Source organism: Paeniglutamicibacter sp. GQ140, assembly GCF_059759235.1.
In genome coordinates this window covers 38,374-57,212 of the sequence record NZ_JCAXDW010000018.1, presented here as the reverse complement: position 1 = coordinate 57,212, position 18,839 = coordinate 38,374, and the positions used below count along the sequence as shown (strand labels likewise).

Below are 18,839 nucleotides of genomic sequence, written 5' to 3'. Positions count from 1 at the left end.
CGGATGCGCCGGGCACGGGGCACGTGCGGGCGTAGACTCGCCGCGTGGAGCCACAACTGAACGCATACTATTTCGACACCTACCTGTTCGAGGCCGACGCGACCGTCATTGCCGCCGGGCATGACGACGGGGGCGAGCCGTGGATTGCGGTAAGCCCGAACATCTTCCACCCGCGCGGCGGCGGACAAATGGAGGACTCCGGCACCGTTGATGGCCGCGAGGTTGCGGTAGGCCGCCTCGATGACGGGCTGGTGGTACTCATCGGTGCGGGGGAGCCTGCGGTGGGATCCGTGGTGCGCACGGCGGTAGACGCGGACACGCGGCTCCTGCACGCCGCCCTGCACACTGCCGGACACCTGCTGGGATTCCTGGGAGAGGAACGCGGGTGGCGGCACCGCGGACACAGCCACTTCCCGGGCCAGGCGCGACTGGACTTCCATCCGGAGTCCGTCACCGAGGACCTCCTTGCGGCGCAGGCGCGCGAACTGGTCGTTGGCGGGATCCAGGAACGGCTCGATGCCCTGGTGGCAACGAAGGCTCCCGTCACGAGCAGCCTCGACGAGGACGGCGTCCGCACCGTGGTGATCGCCGGGGTCAGCGCGGAGGCATGCGGCGGCACCCACGTCCGCGACCTCGGCGCCCTGCGGGGCGCCCGGGTCCTGGATGCCAAGGTCAAGCGCGGGGCGCTCAAGGTGCGATACGAGGCAACGCACGGCTGACCCGGCCCGGGCTGCGCAACGGCAGGCGCGGGGCGTTGAAACGCCGCGCCCACCACTAAGCTTGACGACGTGCCACTGCAAATGACTCCCGCCATCAAGACGGCCCTCTCGATCTCCGTCGCAACGGGACTGTATGGCGTTTCCTATGGCGCCCTGGGCATCGCCGCCGGCCTGAACCTCTGGCAGGTTGTGGCGCTGAGCCTGCTCATGTTTACCGGAGGCTCGCAATTTGCCTTTATTGGCGTGATTGCCGGTGGCGGCGGCCCCGGAGCGGCCTTCGGTGCGGCCACGCTGCTGGGCGTGAGAAATGCCGTCTACGGCATGCAGGTCAAGGCCATGCTCAGGCCGCGCGGGCTCAAGAAGCTTGCCGCCGCGCAGGTGACCATCGATGAGTCCACGGCCACCGCCGCCGGACAGAGCGATCCCGGCGAGCAAAGGCTCGGGTTCTGGGTTGCCGGGATCGGCGTATACGTCTTGTGGAATATCTTTACGGTCGTGGGCGCGCTGCTGGGCGACGCACTGGGGGACCCGAAGGCCTGGGGCCTCGACGGAGCGGCCGTGGCCGCGTTCCTTGGCCTCCTTTGGCCGCGCCTGAAATCCGCCGAGCCGGTTGCCATCGCCTCGGTCTGCGCCCTTGCCACGGTGCTGGCGATCCCGCTGGTGCCACCGGGCGTGCCGATCCTGGTGGCCGCCGTCGTCGCAGGGGTCTGGGGCTTCTTCGGCCGGGGACCGGCCACCGAAGGGCTCGAACCGGATGTCGAGCCGCACAACATCCCGAAGGGTGACCGATGAGTGAATTGTGGTGGTGGATCCTTGCCGGTTGCGCCGCGGCCTATGGGATCAAGCTCCTGGGGTACCTGGTCCCGGAGAAAATCCTCGAAAACGAGCGGGCGACCCGCGCCGCGGGCGCCCTGACCATTGGGCTGCTTGCCTCCCTGACCATCGTCAACACGGTCGCCAGCGGAAGCAGCGTGGAATTCGACGCCAGGCTTGCGGCCTTGGCTGCGGCCGCAGTCGCACTGCTGTTGCGCGCACCTTTCCTGGTGGTGGTCATTGCCGGCGCCGGGGCGGCCGCGCTGGTGCGTTATCTGGGCTGGGCCTGAACCGGCCGCGGCGCCCGATTCCTACTTCTGCGGCCCCGTTGCTCCAGGGCCCGTGGAATAGACGAGCGTCGAGTACGTATTGCCGGGCTCGAGCGCCATTGACACTTTGCTCGGCCGCACCTGGGCGGTGACGGGGATGTCGACGGTGGCAATATTCCTGTCGCAGGGGACCACCAGACCATCCGCGTGGTCCAGGGAAAGCCGCAGATTGCCTTCTCCTTGGCAGACGGCAACCACGGTCAGCCGGGTTCCCCGGTAGGTGCCGAGCTCAGCGGTTGCCATGACCTGGGCGTGGTCGTCCGATCCCATGCCCATGAGTACCTGGGCATCGCCGGGAACCAAGGTCAAGAGGTCCTCCAGCACGGCCGCGGAGGAGGAGGCCGCCGGCGGTTGCGTCGAAGCGGCACACCCGCACATGGCACACGCCAGGCCAAGCGCCGCGCCGACCCGTATGAGCTGTCCCAAGTTCCCGCCCCCAAACTTTGTCACGTGGATCGAGCTTCGCAGAGCCCTTGGCACTTGGCAAGGAAAATGCCAAGGGTTTGCGCCGCAAGTCTTTTTCGCGATGCCGACAAGTGACATGTCGGGGCGGCGGTGGCAAAGTGGAAGCATGATTGTTGCCTTTTCCGTAGCCCCCAGCACCGACAACACCGATGGATCGGTCCACGATGCAGTGGCCGCCGCCGTCAAGGTCGTCCGCGAGTCGGGCCTGCCCAACTCCACCTCCTCGATGTTCACCGAGTTGGAGGGCGAGTGGGACGAGGTCATGGATGTCGTCAAGCGCGCCACCGAGGCCGTTGCCGCCTACGGCTCGCGCGTTTCGCTCGTCCTGAAGGCCGACATCCGGCCCGGCTACAGCGGGGAGATCACCGGAAAGATCGAGCGTCTGGAAAAGGCCATTAGCGAGCAGGAGTAGCAACAATGGACACCTCGGCGACCTCCGCCAGCCCCGTCGACGTCGACAGATTCCTTGTGGAAAAGCTGCTTGCCCCGGAACCGGAAATGGCGGCGGCCCGCGAGCGCGCGCACCAGGCGGGGCTTCCCCGGATTGAGGTCAGCGAGGTGCAGGGCAAGTTCCTGATGCTGCTGGCGCAGATCGCGGGAGCCAAGCGGGTGCTGGAAATCGGAACCCTTGGCGGCTATTCCACCACCTGGCTGGCGCGCGGGGTGGGCCCCGACGGGCACGTGACCACCTGCGAATTCGAGCCGCTGCATGCCCGGGTGGCCGCGGACAACCTGGCCGCCTGCGGGGTCGAGGACCGGGTGGAAATCCGCATTGGCGCGGCCCTCGACACCCTCGACGCGCTTTTGGCCGAGGACGGGGAACCCTTTGACCTGTTCTTCATCGATGCCGACAAGGAAAACAACGCCCACTACATCGACCTGGCGATCATGCTGGGACGTCCGGGCAGCGTCATCGTGGTGGACAACGTGGTGCGCGAGGGAGCGGTCCTGGAGGACGGGGATCCGCTCACCGATGCCGGCCGCCTGGTCAATGGCGTGCGGCGCGGGATCGACGCGCTGGGTGCCAACCCGCGCGTGGATGCCACGGCGCTCCAGACCGTGGGCGTCAAGGGCTGGGACGGTTTTGCCATGGCGGTCGTCCGCTAGCGGCGCCAGGTGCGCCCGCCGCACCGCGGCCACCCGTTGAGGTGCATCACGGCTTTCGTCGCCCGGCCCCCGAAGCACATAGGCTTGCCCCTGTGACTACAGAGCCCTATGCCATTCGCCTTGCCGTGCCCGAAGACATCCCTGCCGCCCTTCAGATGAAGCTGAAGGCCTGGGAAGAGGCCTATGGCAGCCAACGGCCCGCATCATTCTTTGCCAATGCCCGCGCCGCCCTTGAACAGCAGGCCGACTGGTGGATCCGCGGGCTGGCCCAGGGCGCCGAGCTGTGGATCGCCATCGACACCGCCGGGGACATCGTCGGTGTCGCCGGCGGCGGCCCGGCAGCCGACGACGACGCGGACACCGGGATCGGCATCGAATTGCAGCTGCTCTACGTCCTGTCCGCCCACCACGGGACCGGGCTGGGCGGACAGCTGCTGGAGGCCGTGCTGGGGGACCGTGCCGCGGTGCTCTGGGTCCTCGAGCACAACCCGCGCGCCCACGCCTTCTATGCCAAGCACGGATTTGCCGCCGACGGCAGGGTCGAGGCGCTCGCCGACGACTGGAGCGGACTGAACGAGCTCCGCATGGTCCGCCGTGGCGCACACCGTGGCTAAGGGCAAGAACAAGCGCGCCAAGAACGCCTCGGTCGTCCAGGCCGACGCCCCCGCGGCGCCCCAGGACGGCCCCGTCGAGGGGATCTACCCCATCGACACCGGCACCGCCGAACTGGAACGCGACCACTATTCGCCCACCGGCTGGCTGCTGCGGATCAACGACGTTCCCTCCTCGCACGTCGACCTTGCCGCGCCGGGGCACCTGGACTTCGAATACATGCGCTGGATCGCCGCGCTCATCCGCTCCCGCTTCAACCCGGCGCAGGTCGAGGCGCAGGGGCACAAGCTGCGCGCCCTGCACCTGGGCGGCGGTGCCTGTTCCATGGCGCGCTGGGCGTCGGTGACCTACCCCAATGCCCGCCAGGTCGTGGTGGAGCTGGACGGCAAGCTCGCCGCCCTGGTGCGGGCCTGGTTCGACCTGCCGCGCGCCCCGCTGCTGCGCATCCGCGTCGGGGAGGCAGGCGCAGTGCTTGCAACGCTCACCGACGCCACGCGCGACCTGGTCATCCGCGACGTCTTCGCCGGGGACCAGACGCCGCGGGACCTGACCACCCTGGCCTTCACCGCGCATGCGGCCCGGGTGCTGGACGAGACGGGCCTGTATGTGGTCAATTGCGGGGACACCCCGGCGCTGGAAAACGCCCGGCGCGAGGCAGCCACCATCGGCGCGGTCTTCAAGCACGTGGCCATCGTGGCGGACCCGACCATGCTCAAGGGCAGGCGCCACGGAAACGTCATCATTGCCGGCTCCAACGCGCCGATCCCGGCGGGCCCGGAGTTCATCCGCGAACTGCTCGGCGGCGGCGTCCCCGCCCAACACTGGGACGACGCCACGGTGCGCACCTTCGCGCGCCACGCCACCGCGGTGTAGCGATGCGGCAGGGCCAGGCCCGGCAGCGGTGCCGGCCCGCCGCCCACTATAGGCTTGGATCCACTGCGCCGACGTTTCGCGGCACCCATCCCACCCCCGTTGAGCAGGAGCGCCAGCACCGCCATGAACACCCCCGCAACAGTTACCTGGACACATAGCGGCCTGGACCGGACGGCGTTGTGGTCCTCGGCCAACGCCGCCCCGCCGCCGAAGAACATCGTCGTGGTCGACGACTCCCTGGGGGCCGACGAGGCCTACCGGATGGCCACCAACGGCACCGGCATGCTGTTCACCGGGGACTACCACAACGCCCGCCAGCTGCTGAGCGCCATCGCCCGCCGCATCCCGGCCGGGACCAAGGCCAAGCGCAACGCGGCGGCCCCCACCACCGCCGAGCGCTTCTACAAGTACCGCCAGGCACGCACGCACCGGGCGCGGATCCTGTCCATGCTGCTGGTCCCGGTGGGCCCCGGACCCGCCGTTTCCTTGCGCCGCGCCCCGGATGTCACCGAGGCCTGGACCAACGCCTTCGGGCCCGTGGCCGAACCCGCGGTGGTTTCGCTGCAGGAACTGCTCGGTGCCATCGGCGCCCAGCAGTGGCGCAGCACCGGGCTGCACGTCCCGGCGCTGGATGCGAGGATCCACCCCCATTACGGCACCTTCGCCCCGGTGCGCGGCGAATACCTGGACCTGGTGGCGCGCGCCGAACTTCCCGGCCTCGGGCTGGCCTTCGACATCGGCACCGGAACCGGGGTGCTGGCGGCAATCCTGGCCCGGCGCGGGGTTGCCGAGGTCATCGGCACCGACTCGCAGGACCGGGCCGTGGCCTGCGCGCAGGCGAACCTGGCGGCGCTGGGCCTGGGGGACCGGGCGCGGGCCGTGAAGCAGGACATGTTCCCCGAGGGCCGTGCGGACGTCGTGGTGTGCAACCCGCCGTGGCTGCCGGGCACCCCGCAGACACTGCTTGACTACGCGGTCTACGACCCCAAGTCGGCGATGCTGCGCGCCTTCCTCGCGCAGTTGCCCGACCACCTGGCCGAGGGCGGGCAGGGCTGGCTGGTCATCTCCGACCTGGCCGAGCGGCTGGGGTTGCGCACCCGCGGGGAACTGCTGGGATGGATCCAGGACGCAGGCCTGGTGGTGCTGGGGCGCGATGACACCGTTCCGGCCCACGGGCGGGCGGCCGATGCCTCGGACCCGTTTCACGTGGAACGCTCCGGCGAGGTCACCTCGCTGTGGAAACTCGGCGTGAGGTAGCCGCCCCTCCGGGTCGCGGGGCAAAGGGGAAGCGGGCAGGGGACTTGAGTCCCCTGCCCGCTTCCGTGGCCTTGTGCGTGGTTGGCGTGCCTAGATGCCGATGGCCTGCTCGATGACGCCGATGCCGAAGAACAGCACGAAGGCGCCTGCGACGGCCCACATCAGCGGGTGCACCTCGCGGGCCCGGCCCTGGACGGAGCGGATGAAGACGTAGGCGACGAAGCCCGCCCCGATGCCGTTGGCGATCGAATAGGTGAACGGCATCAGCACGAACGTCAGGAACGCCGGAATGGCAACGCCCCAGTCGCTCCAGTCGATCTTGGACACGTGCGAGATCATCATGAACCCGACGACCACCAGGGCCGGCGCGACGGCCTCGAAGGGCACCAGGTGGATCAGCGGGGTCAGGAACATTGCGGCCAGGAACAGGACACCGGTGACGATGGAGGCCAGGCCCGTGCGGGCGCCCTCGCCGATGCCGGCGCCGGATTCGACGTAGATCTGGCTCGAGGAGCCCGAGGCGCCGCCGCCGACGACCGCGCCCATGGCGTCAACCAGCAGCACCTTGTCCACGTCCGGGATGTTCCCGTTCTCATCCACGGTGCCGGCCTCGTTGGCCAGGCCCACCATGGTGCCCATGGCGTCGAAGAAGATCGACAGCAGGATCACGAAGGCCAGCAGCAGGGCGGAGGTGGCGCCCAGGGTGCTGAAGGCGCCGAAGACGTTTGCCTGGCCCACCAGGGACAGGTCGGGAAGCGCCCAGGTGGGCATCGAGGGGGCCACCAGCGACCAGCCCTGCGGGTCCGCCGTGCCGGTGGCCGCGTCGAAGGAGGGGCCGATGTCGAAGACGGCCTCGAGGATGTTTGCCAGGATCGCCGAGACCACGATGCCGATGAGGATGGCGCCCTTGGTCTGGCGCACCACCAGGGCGATGGTGAGCAGCAGGCCAACGATGAACACCAGGATCGGCCAGCCCACCAGCGAGCCGTCAAAGCCCAGGCCCACCGGGACGGTGGTGCCGGCGGCGTCGGGGACGCGGCGCACGAAACCCGCATTGACCAGGCCGATGAGGGCGATGAACATGCCGATGCCGACCACGATGGCCGACTTGAGGCTGGTGGGGACCGCGTTGAACACGGCGGTCCGGAAACCGGTGAGCACCAGCACCAGCATGGTGACACCGGAAATGATGACAAGACCCATGACGTCGGGCCAGGTGAGTCCCGGGTTGGCGGCAACAGTGACGGCGATGAAGGCGTTGACGCCCAGTCCGGCGGCCATGGCGAACGGGTGCTTGGCCCAGGCCCCCATGAGGATCGTCATGATGCCGGCAACCAGCGCGGTGACGGCGGCGACGCGGGCCGAGCCCAGCGCGTCGCCGTTGGAGTCGGCACCGGAAAGAATCAGCGGGTTGAGCACCACGATGTAGCTCATGGCGAAGAAGGTGGCGAAGCCGCCGCGGATCTCCCGCGAGTAGTTCGAGCCGCGTTCGGTGATCTTGAAATACCGGTCCAAACGCGACAGGTCGGTCCTTTGGGGGAGGGTTTTTTCCTGAGGGGGCATGTGGGAATTATAGTGCGGGTTTACGCCGCTAGGCGAAAAAACCGGGGAGAAATGCGCCACGCTCGATTGCGGATAGACCCACGTCACACTGTGGTGAACAATGGGAGTACGGGACCTCGTACGGGGGAAGCCCGGGAGGACTCAGACCGTTACACGTAGGAGTGAAGACGATGAGCGAAAACACCAAGTCCCAGGGTGGCGCCGAGGTCATCGAAGGAATCGTTGTCGGCGTCGACGGTTCGGACCAAGGCCTTTGCGCCCTGAAATGGGCGGCACAGGAAGCCAAGCGGCGCGGAAGCGTCCTGAATATCGTGACCGCGTACACGATCCCGGTTTTCGCCGCGTCCTCCATGGATGCCGGCTACGCCACGCTGGATGACCAACTGATCCGCAACGGCGCGGAGGAGGTCGTCCGCCAGGCACGGGCCACGATCACCGACATGGACATCACGGTGCGCACCTACATCGAGTCGGGCGATCCCGCCGGGGTACTGCTGGACCTGAGCCGCCAGGCCGAACTTGTCGTGGTCGGAACCCGCGGCCGCGGAGGCTTCGTGGGCAGGCTGCTCGGCTCGGTTTCCAGCGCGCTGCCGGCACACGCAAAGTGCCCCACGGTCGTGGTTCCATTGTGCGTGTCCAAGCGCGACGAGGATGCCACGATGGTCCAGGACCGGATCGTCGTCGGTGTCGACGGGTCCGACCGGGCGCGCCTGGCGGTGCTGGTTGCCGCCGAGCTCGCGGCCTCCCGCGGCCTGGCCTTGCGCGTGGTGTGTGCCCTGGCCCCGATCAGCGGAGCGCTGGCCTGGATGCCGGCAACCGTTGACCAGGAGGCCGTCACCGCCGACGTGCGCCACCAGATGGGGATCGGCAAGGCCTGGCTGCAGAGCCTGTTCCCGGGCCTCGAGATCGAAACCGACGTCATCGACGGTGCCCCGGTGGAAATCCTGATCCGCGAATCCGAGTCCGCACTGCTGCTGGTCACCGGCTCGCGCGGCCGCGGCGGCTTCGCGGGGATGCTGCTGGGCTCGACCAGCCAGGGCGTGCTGCACCACTCGAAGGGCCCGGTCATGGTGGTCCCCGACGGGGACGACCCGCGGCTGGCCTCCCGCCAGGAATTCGAGGACAGGGCCAATGGCCTCTAGGCCTTTCGAGCCATCCAATGCGTGAGGGCGTGGCAACCATTGGTTGCCACGCCCTCACGCATAAGTCCCTGGTGCGGTGTGTCTCCTAGTAGCGTCCCGCGTAGGAGTGCAGGTTGTTGACGTAACTCAGAGGCGTCACGGAGATGCCGCTGTTCGGGTTCCGCGCGTGCAGGACCTGTCCGCCGCCAAGGTAGATGGCGACATGGTAGAACGAGTTCCCGCCATTGGACGAGGAGAAGACCAGGTCGCCGGGGCGCAGCTGGCTCAGCGGGACCTTCGTCGGAGCGGCCGCATACTGCTGCGACGAGGTCCGCGGCAGGTAGATGCCTGACTTGGCGTATGCCGCCTTGGTGAAGGACGAGCAGTCGTAGTAGTCGGGGCCGTTGGCACCGTACCTGTACTGCTTGGATTCATCGTTGGCGATCATGCGGCCCCAGGAGAAGGCGGCGTTGTAGTTGCCGGACGACTGCGGCGCCTCGGGCTCCTGGGTGGGCTCGGGCGTCGGCTCGGGCTTGGGCTTGATTGACGGTTTCGGGGCCTGCGGAGCAATCGTCGGCTTGGGCTTCGGCTTGACCGTTTCCTTCGGGGCCTCGGGCTCGGGAGCCGGCTTGGGTTTGGGCTTCGGCTTGACCGTTTCCTTCGGGGCCTCGGGCTCCGGGGCCGGCTTGGGCTTCGGCTTGACGGTTTCCCGTGGCGGCTCGGGCGCGGGAGTTGGCTTCGGGGTGGCCTTGGGCTTCTCCTCGACGGGCTTGGCCGGTGCCGGTTCTTCGGTCGGCGGAATCGCGACGGTGAGCTGCGGGGCCTTGGGTGCGGCAGGCTTGGGAACCAGTGACTGGTTCTGCGGGCGTTCGGTGGGGACCTTGGGCGGGGCAGCCAGCGGCTTGATCTCGGGTGCCTGGCTCCGCGTGGCCTCAAGGGGCTTGGCCTGGGGTGCGTTCTCGATCAGTTCCTGGAGTTTCCTGGCCTCGGCCTCCGCTTCCTTGGCGGCAATGCGCTCGGCTTCCTCGCTGGCGTCGACCTCGTGCAGGTAGGCCAGTTGCCCGATGAGCTCCTCTCGGAGTTGTTCCTGGGGCGCAACGGAGGCCTGGTAGCTGGAAAGCGTCGACGAGGCGTCTGCCGCGGCGATTTGCTGGGCGGCGGTGGCTTCGTCGGCGGCCTTGGCCGCGGCAGCGGCATAGTCCTGCCATGCGGTCCACAGTGCTGCGGCGTCCTCGGCGTTGCTGACCGTCAGGGTGCGGTTGGCGCTCAACGCGTCCATGGTGGAGGCCTTGTACAGGACGTCGTTGTCCTTGGAGTCTTCCAGCAAGGTGACAACGCCCGGATTGATGCCACCGTTGCGGTACAGGTCCGAGGCCAGCGCCCCGACGTCCTTCTTGCTCGAGAGCAGGTACTCGGTGGCCTTTTCCGCCTCGGTGGCGGCTTCGGTGGCGGCCTGGGTGCGTTCGGCGAGCAGTTCATCGGCGGCCAGCAAGTTGTCCTGGGCGTCCAGGGCGGCGGCCTCGGCGGTGATGATGCCCTGGCGCCCGGATTCGATGCGGGCCTCGAGCTGTTCGACCAGCGCCTTGAGCGCCTCCGGATCGGACTTGGCGCTCTGCAACTGTGCCTGGGTGGGGAGCGCGGTGTTGGAAGAGCTGGGCTCCGTCACGACACTAAGGGTTCTTGGTGCTGTAGGCGTTGCCGCTGCTGCCGGGAACGCGCCCGAAAAGCACGTGGCGGCCAATGCAATTGAGCAGGCGGCGACGCCCAGTGTTTCCCTGATTGCCATGCCGTGTTGTTCCTTACCTCGGCGATCGGTGTGCAAGTCCCGCAACAGATGCGGGAAATATGGCCGGAACGGTGCGGCCTGATCGCTGCTTCCTCTAGCACCTTATGGGAAAACTATTCACACTGGCAACACCAGTCACATCAATAACTACAATTACAACGGTGTAATTATTCGGTAATTTTCTCGGTTTTTTGGCGAATTTTCGAAATGGCCCAGCCTCCCTGGAGCGGGTCGCCATAGGTCAGGGCGGAGTGTCGAGTCCCTCGCCTTTTAGCCGGACGTCCGCCGACGCCGGCCGATGGGGGCTATCGGGGGCGCGTGGTGGATATCGGAACGGGCCGGACCAATGCATGCCGACAACCCGGAAATGACGTTCGTTGGCGGGCAACGGGGGATCCCGTGTTGGCCGCGAGCGCTTTCCGCCCGGGCCGCTGGCCTAGCCCCACCCGAGATCGTGCAGCCGTTCGTCGTCGATGCCGAAATGGTGGGCAATCTCGTGAACGATCGTGATGCCAACCTCTTCGACAACCTGTTTCTCGGTGGAGCAGATCTCAAGGATTGCGTCCTTGAAAATGGTGATGCGGTCGGGCATCGCCCCTGCGTCCCATCCCGAATCGCGTTCGGTGAGGGAGATTCCCTCATAAAGCCCCAGCAGTTTGGTTGCGGGATCCTCGCCGGGCAACGGCTTGTACGCATCCTCGATGAAGATGGCGACGTTCTCCATCATGGACAACAGGGCCCCGGGAATTTCATCCAGCGCGCGTTCGGCCACACGCTCAAACTCGTCATCAGTCATTTCGTACCCCATGCTTTGCACTCTACCTATTGCCTGACCGGGTTTCGAAGGCAGTTCAACGAGGTGAAGGGCGGGAAGCCGGGGCATAGGCAACTGTGCCGATCGTCACGCGCGCCCCGTTTTGCGCGGTGGGAAATTTACCTCTATAGTTATTTGAGTCCACTGCGGCGGAGTAATCCAACGCGGTGGTTCCTGGCCCCCATCGTCTAGCGGCCTAGGACACTGCCCTTTCACGGCAGCGGCACGGGTTCGAATCCCGTTGGGGGTACGCACGAAATCTGGATTTTGTTGGAGCGAAAAGCTCTGGTAGAGTTCTTGTCTTGTGAGCGAGGGAGACTTCGCGAATAAGGCCCTGTAGCGCAGTTGGTTAGCGCGCCGCCCTGTCACGGCGGAGGTCGCGGGTTCAAGTCCCGTCAGGGTCGCTTAGGTTTTCCGGTTCGCCGGAAGATCGGGTGATCATCTAGCCTGATGATGCCAGGCTCTGTAGCTCAGTTGGTAGAGCGTTCGACTGAAAATCGAAAGGTCACCGGATCGACGCCGGTCGGAGCCACCATCTAAAACCCCCTTGTTTTCAAGGGGGTTTTTGCTTTAACCGATCATGTGCGGAATCGTTCGCCCCTGCCGCCCCAGCGTCCCCGGAAAAGTGCCGGCGGCGTCCGCGGAACCCCAACCCACCCGCCAATTCTTGCGATGTCCATCACAATCGGCTGTAGGCTGGGGGCGTACGCCGAGCATGGCGAGGCGAGCGCAGAAAGGACCGGACCCATGGATCGTGAACTTTCGGTGCACAACCTGCCCGAAACCGAAGCCAGCGGAACAACGAGAATCACCGACCTGGCCGTCGCCAAGGTCGCCGCGGCCGCCGCGCGCGCCATTCCCGGGGTGCATTCCCTGGGGCTGGGAACCTCGCGGGCGCTGGGCGCCCTGCGCGGCGCGGTGGGTTCCGCCACCGAGCCCGCGCATGGGGTCAGCGTGGAAGTCGGCACACGCCAGGTCGCGATAGACATGATGCTCACCGCGACGTACGGGTACCGCCTGCACGACCTGGCGACGGCGGTGCGCGAGGCTGTATTCAGCGCCGTCCAGGACCTCACGGACTTCGAGGTCATTGAGGTAAACATCGAAATCGGGGACGTGCATATTCCCGCCCCCGAGCCCGTATCCGAAAAACGGCGGAACGCGGCGGCGGAAGGGTTGGCATGAAAGCAACACTCATTGGCGCGCTCGTGGGGGCCATCCTGGCCTGGGCCGCACTTGAGCACGGACTGGGAGGCTTCCTCCTGATGGCATTGTTCATGTCCATCGGCGCCCTGTTGTCCAGGGTCGCGGGCGGGCGGGTCGACATGCGGGCAATCCTTGACGCCCTGACCGGGCGACGATCCTCGTCATGAGCCAGGGCGTCCCACCTGCGGTGCAGCAGGCGGCGAGTGTTCCCCGCGCCGGGCACACCCGGGTCAGCGCACAAGCGCTCACCAGCACCGCGCGGGCTGTGGCGGCCAGCGTCTTTGGCGTGCGCCCCGGACTAGTTCGGGCGTTTCTGCGCGACGATGCCGGCTACCTGGCACTGACCGTCCACCTGCCACTGCCGTTGGCCGGGCCCACGGTGTCCCCCGGATCCACCGTCCTTGACCGGGTGCGCAGCCGGCGGGGCGAGATCGGCAAGCAGTTCAGCGAGTTGACCGGCTCCCTGGTCAGCCGGGTGGACGTGCGGGTCACCGGAATCGTGGACGCCGCCGCGGAACGGAGGCGCTAATGCGGGAGGACAACGCAGACATCAGGGAACGCGAGCTCACCAGCGGCCGCTCGCCGGCCGCCATCGCCGTGGCGCTGCTCGCCCTGCTGGGCTGCCTATACGCCCTTTTGGAGGTGGCGCTCAGGGCCCTGGGCCAGGAAGCATGGCTGGCCGCGCCGGACACCTGGTGGCACTGGGGCTCGACGCTGCCCGGGCGCCTGGAGCCCGCGGCCCAGGTGGCCATTGGCCTCTGTGCCGCGTGCCTTGGCCTGGTGCTGCTGCTGCACGGGCTGCGCCGCGGGCGCCACGCCCGCCACGCGCTTGCCTGCGAGGACGGTGTCCTCGTCGTCGACGACCAGGTGCTTGCGGCGTCGCTGGCCAGGCGAGCACGCGCCGAGGCGGGCGTGGGGCCGGGCCAGGCACTTGTCACCGTGAACCGCGACCGTGTCGACGTGCAGCTGAGCCCGACCTCCGGCACGCCCATCAACCCGGCACTCGTCGTGGCCGGCCTGGAGGACGAGCTGCGCACCAACCTGGTCGAGCCGCTGCCGCAGGTCCACATCAGGGTTGCCGAACGCGGGGTGATCGGCCAATGAACCGCACTCCGCGACTCCTCAACCGGATCCTGCTCACCGTCCTGGGTCTGGCGCTGCTGGCATGCGGCGCACACCTTCTGCTGGCCGGCATTTCGCCGGTCTACGCCGGCGGGTGGCGACGGGTCGCGGCCGACGTGGGTGCACGGGCCAACGACGTCCTTGCGGCCACGACCCTTCCGGGGCAGAGGGAGTCCTGGTTGTGGATCCTCATCGCCGCCCTGCTGCTCTGCCTGATCCTGTTGGTGCTGTGGTGGATCGCGGTGCAGGGCCGCGGCCGCGGCGGCGACTACGTGTCGGCGTACTTCGACGACGAGCCCATGCCCGGGCGCGTCGAAATCTCCCAAACCGCGGTTGAGCAGGCGCTGCGGCATGTCCTGGGGCGGCGCAACGACGTCATCTCGATCGGAGTCAGTGTCTGGGAGCTGGAACCGGCCGCCGGCCTGCGGATCAAGGTCCAGCCGCGCAAGGGCACCGCTCCCGGGCCGCTGGGCCGGGACGTGGCCCGGGCAGCGCAGGTGGTCCAACAGGCCCTGGGTGTCAGCGGGCCCGTGGTGGTGTACCTGGCGGTGGGCACCCGTTCCCGTTTCGCCCGGGTCGAGCGCGTCCTGTAGCCGGGCTCGGCTAGCCCTGGTTCGCGATGACCGCCATGACCAGCAAGGCGGTGAACCCCATGAAGGGCAGGCAGAGCAACGCGTGCAGCCACTTGTGCTCCACCAGCACCGCCACGTACTCGCGCAGGAATGCACTGGGAAGGTAGTACTTTGCGGTGGGCGAGCCCACCACCTCGGCCTCGATTCCCAGCCGGCGGGCCAGCAGGGCCGCCCGCAGCACGTGGTAGTTGTTGGTGACAGCCAGCAGCGGGCCGCTGCGCCCGGCTTCCGCAAAGAGCTTCGTGGAAAACATGAGGTTTTCCTCCGTGTTCACGGCCTTGTCCTCCACCGCGACGTCATCCCGCGCGGCCCCGGCGCCAACCAGGTAGTCCGCCATGGCCACGCCCTCTGGCAGGGGCTCGTCATGGCCCTGGCCGCCGGAAGGGATCAGCAGCGGGCGGGGCGTGGTGCGGTGGTAAATCTCCAGCGCCTTGTCCAGGCGGCTGCGCAGCAACGGCGGGACCCCGCCATCGACCAGCCGCGAGCCCAGCACCACGATTCCCTGCGGCGATTCCTTGAAGGGCATGCGCCCGTAGGCGACGGCATAGGCCAGGAAGACCACGAACACCACGCCGAAATAGCTGCAGAGGAAAAAGAGCAAGGCGGCCAGCCCGATCCCCAGGGGGCTCATGGTGAGCACCAGCAATAGCGCCAGGGGCGGTAACGCGACGAGCAGCAGCCCCGCCACAAGGGACAACAGGTTGCCCGGCCGCCTGCCTTCGGACTTGAGCATCACCGCTCCGTTGCGGAGCAGGGTGGCTGCCAGCGCCAGGATTGCCAGCGGGGCCAGTGCCAGGACCACCAGGAAAACGTATGACATGCCCGGAACCCAGCGGGAGAGCAGATTGCCGATCTCGATCAGGGCCAGGTAGCAGGCGGCCACCAGCACCACCCCGTTGCGCAGCATCCGGCGGTCGCGCCGGCGCAGGAGGAAATACAGGGCAAAGAGCAGCAACGCGGGGATGAACGACACCGTCCGAGACTATCAAGCGCGGGCGGCACCCCGGCCCGGGACGCGGACTAGTTGGCGCGCGCCAGCTGGCGAACCGCCAGCCACCGGTTCGAAAGCCGGCGGTAGGACGCGGCGGCCCCGGTCAGGTCGGATTCGGCCAGCGACTCGATGCCCAGACGCAGGTCGTGCGGTGAGTCGTCGGGCCAGACCAGCGCCGCGATACGCCCGTAGTCGAGCTCGACCACCGATTCCTGGTCAAAGAGCTGCAGCCATTCGCTCAGCGAGGCAAGCTCGTCCAGCAGGTCCATTTCCGGTGCATGGATGGCCAGGGTCGCCGCCGCATAGCGGACCCGGTCCAGGGCCTGGGGCAGGGGCGTGTAGATCCGGCTGGCAAGCAGCTCCTCGCCGTCCTCGATGACATCCACCTCGTCGTCCTCGTGCACCAGGATCAACCAGCCAAAGGGGATGCCCCAGGTCGCGGTGCGGGTATGCATGTGGGCCAGGTCGTCGGTGAAGCGCTGCCGGTCCACGCGCAGCGCGTTTGCCGCGCGGGCGGCGTCGGGAACCAGCAGTTCCAGCAGTGCCGGGCGCATGGATCCGTCGAGCTGTTCCGAGGCAAGGATGGTGCGGGTGGCCAGTTGGTCGGGGCAGTACAGGGTGTTGACGGTCCCGTCCCAGGAGGTGGTGACCAGCTTGCGGAAGGTCTCGTTGTGCAGGTGCGGGAACGGGTCGGAGGCCGGCCGGGTGAGGCGTTGCAGCGCCGCGGCGGCGCTCGCGTCTTCCATGGCCTCGCGGTTGGTCCGGCCGCTGGCCACCGCCAGCCGCTGGTCGGAATCCGAAAAGGCCCGCAGCGGCTCAAAAATGCGCAGGTAGGAGGTCGGCGGGAGGGCCCGCCGGTTGGCTCCGCTGACCTGCACCATGGCTAATCCAGCTCCACGATCACCGGGACATGGTCGGAGGCACCCTTGCCCTTGCGCTCGTTGCGGTCGATCTCGGCACCGATCACGCGGGCGGCCAGCGCGGGGGAGGCCAGCGTGAAGTCGATCCGCATGCCCTCGTTCTTGGGGAAGCGCAGCTGGGTGTAGTCCCAGTAGGTGTAGGTCTTGGGCGTGTCGGTGTACGGGCGCACCACATCGGTGAAGCCCGTTTCGAGGAAGGCCTCGAAGGCGGCGCGCTCCGGAGCCGAGACGTGGGTGAGTTCGTTGGCGAGGAAGAAGTCGATGTCCCAGACGTCCTCGTCGCGCGGGGCGATGTTCCAGTCGCCCATCAGGGCGACCTGCGCCTGGGGGTCCTCGGCCAGCCATCCGGCGGCCTGCTTGTTGAGGGTATCGAGCCAGGAGAGCTTGTAGGGCATGTGCTCGTCCTCAAGGGCCCGGCCGTTGGGCACGTACAGGCTCCAGACGCGCACGCCCCCGCAGGTCGCGGCGATTGCGCGCGCTTCCTGGACGGCGTCCTTGCCGCCCTTGCCGAAGGCCGGCTGGTCAACGAAGGTGCGTTCCACGTCGTCCAGGCCCACGCGGGAGGCGATTGCCACGCCATTCCACTGGCTGAGGCCGAAGTGGGCGACCTCGTAGTCGTTGTTTTCGAACAACTCCCACGGGAAGTTCTCGTCCTTGCACTTGGTTTCCTGGATCGCCAGGACATCGACGTCGGCGCGGCGCAGCCAGTCCTCGACGCGGTCGGCACGGGCACGAAGGGAGTTCACGTTCCAAGTAGCAATCTTCACCCTCCCAACCTATCAACTCTCATCACCGCGGTCAGTTTTGCGCAGCCGCCGGTTGCCCACCTGCCGGGTGGGGGCTCCGTGCCGCGGCGCACGTGCAATGTGCGGCCATGGGCAAGGCCCGGGTGCGGCAAGACCTAGCAATTTAGTAGGAAGTCCGAGTATATTTTTGGGTAACAGGCGTGGTGCGCATCACAGGCCGCTGCCGCGTTCAGGCGAATCTTGCTTAGGAGCATCCATCACATGACCCGCGAATTGACCCACTACGTGGGCGGCGCCCACGCCAAAGGAACTTCCGGCCGCTTCTCCGACGTGTACAACCCCTCCACCGGTGCGGTTCAATCCAGGCTTCCGCTGGCCTCGGCCGACGAGGTCGGCGCGGCCGTCGCCGTCGCCGAGGCCGCGCAGGTCGAATGGGGGCAGACAAATCCCCAGCGCCGGGCCCGCATCCTGAACAAGTTCGTCGAGCTCGTCTACGCAAACATGGACGAACTGGCGGCGCTGCTGACCAGCGAACACGGCAAGACCTTCCCGGATTCCAAGGGAGACATCCAGCGCGGGCTCGAGGTCATCGAGTTCTGTGCCGCCGCCCCGCACCTGCTCAAGGGCGAATTCTCCGACAGCGCCGGAACCGACATCGACGTTCACTCGCTGCGCCAGCCCCTCGGCGTGGTTGCCGGAATCACCCCGTTCAACTTCCCCGCCATGATCCCGCTGTGGAAGGCCGGCCCGGCCCTGGCCGCGGGAAACTCCTACATCCTCAAGCCCTCCGAGCGCGACCCCTCCGTGCCGCTGCGCCTGGCCGAGCTTTTCACCGAGGCAGGGCTGCCGGACGGCGTCTTCAACGTCGTGAACGGGGACAAGGAAGCCGTCGACGCATTGCTCGAGGACCCGCGCGTGAAGGCCATCGGCTTCGTGGGCTCCACCCCGATCGCCCAGAGCATCTACGCCACCGCAGCGGCCAACGGCAAGCGCGCCCAGTGCTTCGGCGGGGCCAAGAACCACATGGTGATCATGCCCGACGCCGACCTGGAAATGGTTGCCGACGCCCTCATGGGCGCCGGGTACGGTTCTGCCGGCGAACGCTGCATGGCCATCTCCGTCGCGATCCCGGTCGGCGAGGCCACCGCCGACGCCCTGGTGTCCAAACTGAAGGAACGCGTGGCGCAGCTCAAGGTGGGCGACGGCATGGACAAGGAATCCGACTTCGGGCCGGTCGTGGCCCAAAGCGCCAGGGAGCGCATCGAGAACTACATCCAGGTCGGCGTCGACGAGGGGGCCTCGCTGCTGGTCGACGGGCGCGGGTTGAAGGTCGAGGGCCGCGAAGGCGGATTCTGGGTCGGCCCCACCCTCTTCGACAACGTCACCGAAAACATGCGGATCTACAAGGAGGAAATCTTCGGCCCGGTGCTCTGCGTGGTGCGGGCCAAGGACTACGAGGAGGCCCTGCGCCTGCCCTCGGAACACGAGTTCGGCAACGGCGTCTCCATCTACACCCGAGACGGCGACACCGCCCGGAACTTCACCTCGCGCGTCCAGGTCGGCATGGTCGGGGTCAACGTGCCCATCCCGGTCCCGATCGCCTACTACACCTTCGGCGGCTGGAAGGCCTCGGGATTCGGGGACCTGAACCAGCACGGCGCCGACGCCTTCCGCTTCTACACCAAGACGAAAACCGTGACCACGCGCTGGCCCTCGGGCATCCGCGAGGGCGCCAGCTTCGTGATGCCGGAAGGAAGCTAGGC

At 67.5% G+C, this 18,839-nt stretch carries 22 protein-coding genes and 3 tRNA genes; 18 read left to right on the top strand and 7 right to left on the bottom strand.

What is annotated here, in order from left to right:
• The first annotated feature begins 44 nt into the window (after positions 1-44).
• From AC6CHY_RS19135 to AC6CHY_RS19125, 3 genes are all read left to right on the top strand, one after another.
• Positions 45-719: an alanyl-tRNA editing protein gene (locus AC6CHY_RS19135; RefSeq protein WP_498227875.1), complete on the top strand. Its 675-nt coding sequence runs from the start codon at positions 45-47 to the stop codon at positions 717-719.
• Positions 720-800: 81 nt separating this feature from the next.
• On the top strand, positions 801-1,511 hold the full coding sequence (locus AC6CHY_RS19130; RefSeq protein ID WP_498227909.1) for an AzlC family ABC transporter permease: 711 nt from the start codon (positions 801-803) through the stop codon (positions 1,509-1,511).
• Complete coding sequence (locus AC6CHY_RS19125) at positions 1,508-1,822, top strand: AzlD domain-containing protein (protein ID WP_217388951.1); 315 nt, start codon at positions 1,508-1,510, stop codon at positions 1,820-1,822. Before AC6CHY_RS19130 ends, AC6CHY_RS19125 begins: the two co-directional genes overlap by 4 nt.
• A gap of 21 nt (positions 1,823-1,843) precedes the next feature.
• Here AC6CHY_RS19125 and AC6CHY_RS19120 read toward each other — a convergent pair whose 3' ends face one another.
• Entirely contained in the window at positions 1,844-2,287 is a 444-nt protein-coding gene (locus AC6CHY_RS19120) for a hypothetical protein (protein WP_498227874.1), read from the bottom strand.
• A gap of 145 nt (positions 2,288-2,432) precedes the next feature.
• Here AC6CHY_RS19120 and AC6CHY_RS19115 point away from each other — a divergent pair, with 145 nt between their 5' ends.
• The 5 genes from AC6CHY_RS19115 (at position 2,433) to AC6CHY_RS19095 (ending at position 6,175) form a co-directional block, all read left to right on the top strand.
• Positions 2,433-2,738: a thiamine-binding protein gene (locus AC6CHY_RS19115; protein WP_407606921.1), complete on the top strand. Its 306-nt coding sequence runs from the start codon at positions 2,433-2,435 to the stop codon at positions 2,736-2,738.
• A gap of 5 nt (positions 2,739-2,743) precedes the next feature.
• The gene (locus AC6CHY_RS19110; RefSeq protein ID WP_217388948.1) at positions 2,744-3,433 is read left to right on the top strand and encodes an O-methyltransferase; all 690 of its coding nucleotides are present in this window, start codon (positions 2,744-2,746) and stop codon (positions 3,431-3,433) included.
• Between the two features lie 92 nt (positions 3,434-3,525).
• Positions 3,526-4,047: a GNAT family N-acetyltransferase gene (locus AC6CHY_RS19105; protein WP_498227871.1), complete on the top strand. Its 522-nt coding sequence runs from the start codon at positions 3,526-3,528 to the stop codon at positions 4,045-4,047.
• Positions 4,040-4,918: a spermidine synthase gene (locus AC6CHY_RS19100; RefSeq protein WP_498227869.1), complete on the top strand. Its 879-nt coding sequence runs from the start codon at positions 4,040-4,042 to the stop codon at positions 4,916-4,918. Before AC6CHY_RS19105 ends, AC6CHY_RS19100 begins: the two co-directional genes overlap by 8 nt.
• A gap of 123 nt (positions 4,919-5,041) precedes the next feature.
• Positions 5,042-6,175, top strand: coding sequence for a methyltransferase (locus tag AC6CHY_RS19095; protein ID WP_498227868.1), 1,134 nt, complete (start codon positions 5,042-5,044; stop codon positions 6,173-6,175).
• 90 nt (positions 6,176-6,265) lie between these two features.
• Here the strand turns inward: AC6CHY_RS19095 and AC6CHY_RS19090 are convergent, their stop codons facing one another.
• Positions 6,266-7,738, bottom strand: a complete 1,473-nt coding sequence (locus AC6CHY_RS19090; protein ID WP_217388944.1) for an NCS2 family permease — start codon at positions 7,736-7,738, stop codon at positions 6,266-6,268.
• 170 nt (positions 7,739-7,908) lie between these two features.
• On the opposite strand from AC6CHY_RS19090, the gene AC6CHY_RS19085 reads away from it, so the two are divergent.
• Entirely contained in the window at positions 7,909-8,880 is a 972-nt protein-coding gene (locus AC6CHY_RS19085; RefSeq protein WP_217388943.1) for a universal stress protein, read from the top strand.
• 85 nt (positions 8,881-8,965) lie between these two features.
• Here the strand turns inward: AC6CHY_RS19085 and AC6CHY_RS19080 are convergent, their stop codons facing one another.
• Positions 8,966-10,525 (bottom strand): C40 family peptidase, encoded by a 1,560-nt coding sequence (locus tag AC6CHY_RS19080; RefSeq protein WP_498227865.1) that lies wholly within the window; start codon positions 10,523-10,525, stop codon positions 8,966-8,968.
• Positions 10,526-11,081: 556 nt separating this feature from the next.
• On the bottom strand, positions 11,082-11,453 hold the full coding sequence (locus AC6CHY_RS19075) for a metallopeptidase family protein (RefSeq protein ID WP_498227864.1): 372 nt from the start codon (positions 11,451-11,453) through the stop codon (positions 11,082-11,084).
• 183 nt (positions 11,454-11,636) lie between these two features.
• On the opposite strand from AC6CHY_RS19075, the gene AC6CHY_RS19070 reads away from it, so the two are divergent.
• The 8 genes from AC6CHY_RS19070 (at position 11,637) to AC6CHY_RS19035 (ending at position 14,380) form a co-directional block, all read left to right on the top strand.
• Positions 11,637-11,709 (top strand) — tRNA-Glu (locus tag AC6CHY_RS19070).
• A gap of 80 nt (positions 11,710-11,789) precedes the next feature.
• Positions 11,790-11,863 (top strand) — tRNA-Asp (locus AC6CHY_RS19065).
• Between the two features lie 55 nt (positions 11,864-11,918).
• Positions 11,919-11,994: transfer RNA gene (locus AC6CHY_RS19060), tRNA-Phe, on the top strand.
• 212 nt (positions 11,995-12,206) lie between these two features.
• Entirely contained in the window at positions 12,207-12,644 is a 438-nt protein-coding gene (locus AC6CHY_RS19055; protein ID WP_217388940.1) for an Asp23/Gls24 family envelope stress response protein, read from the top strand.
• A complete protein-coding gene (locus AC6CHY_RS19050) occupies positions 12,641-12,832 on the top strand; it encodes a hypothetical protein (protein ID WP_217388939.1) in 192 nt (63 codons plus the stop codon). Before AC6CHY_RS19055 ends, AC6CHY_RS19050 begins: the two co-directional genes overlap by 4 nt.
• Positions 12,829-13,194, top strand: coding sequence for a hypothetical protein (locus AC6CHY_RS19045; RefSeq protein ID WP_498227862.1), 366 nt, complete (start codon positions 12,829-12,831; stop codon positions 13,192-13,194). The genes AC6CHY_RS19050 and AC6CHY_RS19045 overlap by 4 nt, the downstream gene beginning before the upstream one ends.
• Positions 13,194-13,769, top strand: a complete 576-nt coding sequence (locus AC6CHY_RS19040; RefSeq protein WP_498227861.1) for a hypothetical protein — start codon at positions 13,194-13,196, stop codon at positions 13,767-13,769. Before AC6CHY_RS19045 ends, AC6CHY_RS19040 begins: the two co-directional genes overlap by 1 nt.
• On the top strand, positions 13,766-14,380 hold the full coding sequence (locus AC6CHY_RS19035; protein WP_498227859.1) for a hypothetical protein: 615 nt from the start codon (positions 13,766-13,768) through the stop codon (positions 14,378-14,380). The genes AC6CHY_RS19040 and AC6CHY_RS19035 overlap by 4 nt, the downstream gene beginning before the upstream one ends.
• 10 nt (positions 14,381-14,390) lie before the next feature.
• On the opposite strand, the gene AC6CHY_RS19030 is transcribed toward AC6CHY_RS19035, so the two are convergent.
• From AC6CHY_RS19030 to AC6CHY_RS19020, 3 genes are read right to left on the bottom strand one after another with little or no spacing between them, the layout of a single operon-like run.
• Entirely contained in the window at positions 14,391-15,392 is a 1,002-nt protein-coding gene (locus AC6CHY_RS19030; RefSeq protein ID WP_498227857.1) for a YdcF family protein, read from the bottom strand.
• A 47-nt stretch (positions 15,393-15,439) separates the two neighbouring features.
• The gene (locus AC6CHY_RS19025; RefSeq protein ID WP_217388934.1) at positions 15,440-16,291 is read right to left on the bottom strand and encodes a DUF8083 family protein; all 852 of its coding nucleotides are present in this window, start codon (positions 16,289-16,291) and stop codon (positions 15,440-15,442) included.
• 2 nt (positions 16,292-16,293) lie between these two features.
• The gene (locus AC6CHY_RS19020; protein ID WP_217388933.1) at positions 16,294-17,097 is read right to left on the bottom strand and encodes an exodeoxyribonuclease III; all 804 of its coding nucleotides are present in this window, start codon (positions 17,095-17,097) and stop codon (positions 16,294-16,296) included.
• A 240-nt stretch (positions 17,098-17,337) separates the two neighbouring features.
• Between AC6CHY_RS19020 and AC6CHY_RS19015 the strand changes: the two genes are divergently transcribed.
• Positions 17,338-18,837 carry a CoA-acylating methylmalonate-semialdehyde dehydrogenase gene (locus AC6CHY_RS19015; protein ID WP_217388932.1) on the top strand — a complete coding sequence of 500 codons (1,500 nt, stop codon included), beginning with the start codon at positions 17,338-17,340 and terminating at the stop codon, positions 18,835-18,837.
• Positions 18,838-18,839 lie beyond the last annotated feature (2 nt).

What these genes read in the sequence shown, in the direction of transcription:
- AC6CHY_RS19035 (WP_498227859.1), top strand. Translation starts at nt 13,766, where the DNA reads ATGAACCGCACTCCGCGACTCCTCAACCGGATCCTGCTCACCGTCCTG.
- AC6CHY_RS19110 (WP_217388948.1), top strand. Translation starts at nt 2,744, where the DNA reads ATGGACACCTCGGCGACCTCCGCCAGCCCCGTCGACGTCGACAGATTC.
- AC6CHY_RS19085 (WP_217388943.1), top strand. Translation starts at nt 7,909, where the DNA reads ATGAGCGAAAACACCAAGTCCCAGGGTGGCGCCGAGGTCATCGAAGGA.
- AC6CHY_RS19025 (WP_217388934.1), bottom strand. Translation starts at nt 16,291, where the DNA reads ATGGTGCAGGTCAGCGGAGCCAACCGGCGGGCCCTCCCGCCGACCTCC.
- AC6CHY_RS19115 (WP_407606921.1), top strand. Translation starts at nt 2,433, where the DNA reads ATGATTGTTGCCTTTTCCGTAGCCCCCAGCACCGACAACACCGATGGA.
- AC6CHY_RS19130 (WP_498227909.1), top strand. Translation starts at nt 801, where the DNA reads ATGACTCCCGCCATCAAGACGGCCCTCTCGATCTCCGTCGCAACGGGA.
- AC6CHY_RS19040 (WP_498227861.1), top strand. Translation starts at nt 13,194, where the DNA reads ATGCGGGAGGACAACGCAGACATCAGGGAACGCGAGCTCACCAGCGGC.
- AC6CHY_RS19050 (WP_217388939.1), top strand. Translation starts at nt 12,641, where the DNA reads ATGAAAGCAACACTCATTGGCGCGCTCGTGGGGGCCATCCTGGCCTGG.
- AC6CHY_RS19015 (WP_217388932.1), top strand. Translation starts at nt 17,338, where the DNA reads ATGACCCGCGAATTGACCCACTACGTGGGCGGCGCCCACGCCAAAGGA.
- AC6CHY_RS19125 (WP_217388951.1), top strand. Translation starts at nt 1,508, where the DNA reads ATGAGTGAATTGTGGTGGTGGATCCTTGCCGGTTGCGCCGCGGCCTAT.
- AC6CHY_RS19095 (WP_498227868.1), top strand. Translation starts at nt 5,042, where the DNA reads ATGAACACCCCCGCAACAGTTACCTGGACACATAGCGGCCTGGACCGG.
- AC6CHY_RS19090 (WP_217388944.1), bottom strand. Translation starts at nt 7,738, where the DNA reads ATGCCCCCTCAGGAAAAAACCCTCCCCCAAAGGACCGACCTGTCGCGT.
- AC6CHY_RS19045 (WP_498227862.1), top strand. Translation starts at nt 12,829, where the DNA reads ATGAGCCAGGGCGTCCCACCTGCGGTGCAGCAGGCGGCGAGTGTTCCC.
- AC6CHY_RS19055 (WP_217388940.1), top strand. Translation starts at nt 12,207, where the DNA reads ATGGATCGTGAACTTTCGGTGCACAACCTGCCCGAAACCGAAGCCAGC.
- AC6CHY_RS19075 (WP_498227864.1), bottom strand. Translation starts at nt 11,453, where the DNA reads ATGGGGTACGAAATGACTGATGACGAGTTTGAGCGTGTGGCCGAACGC.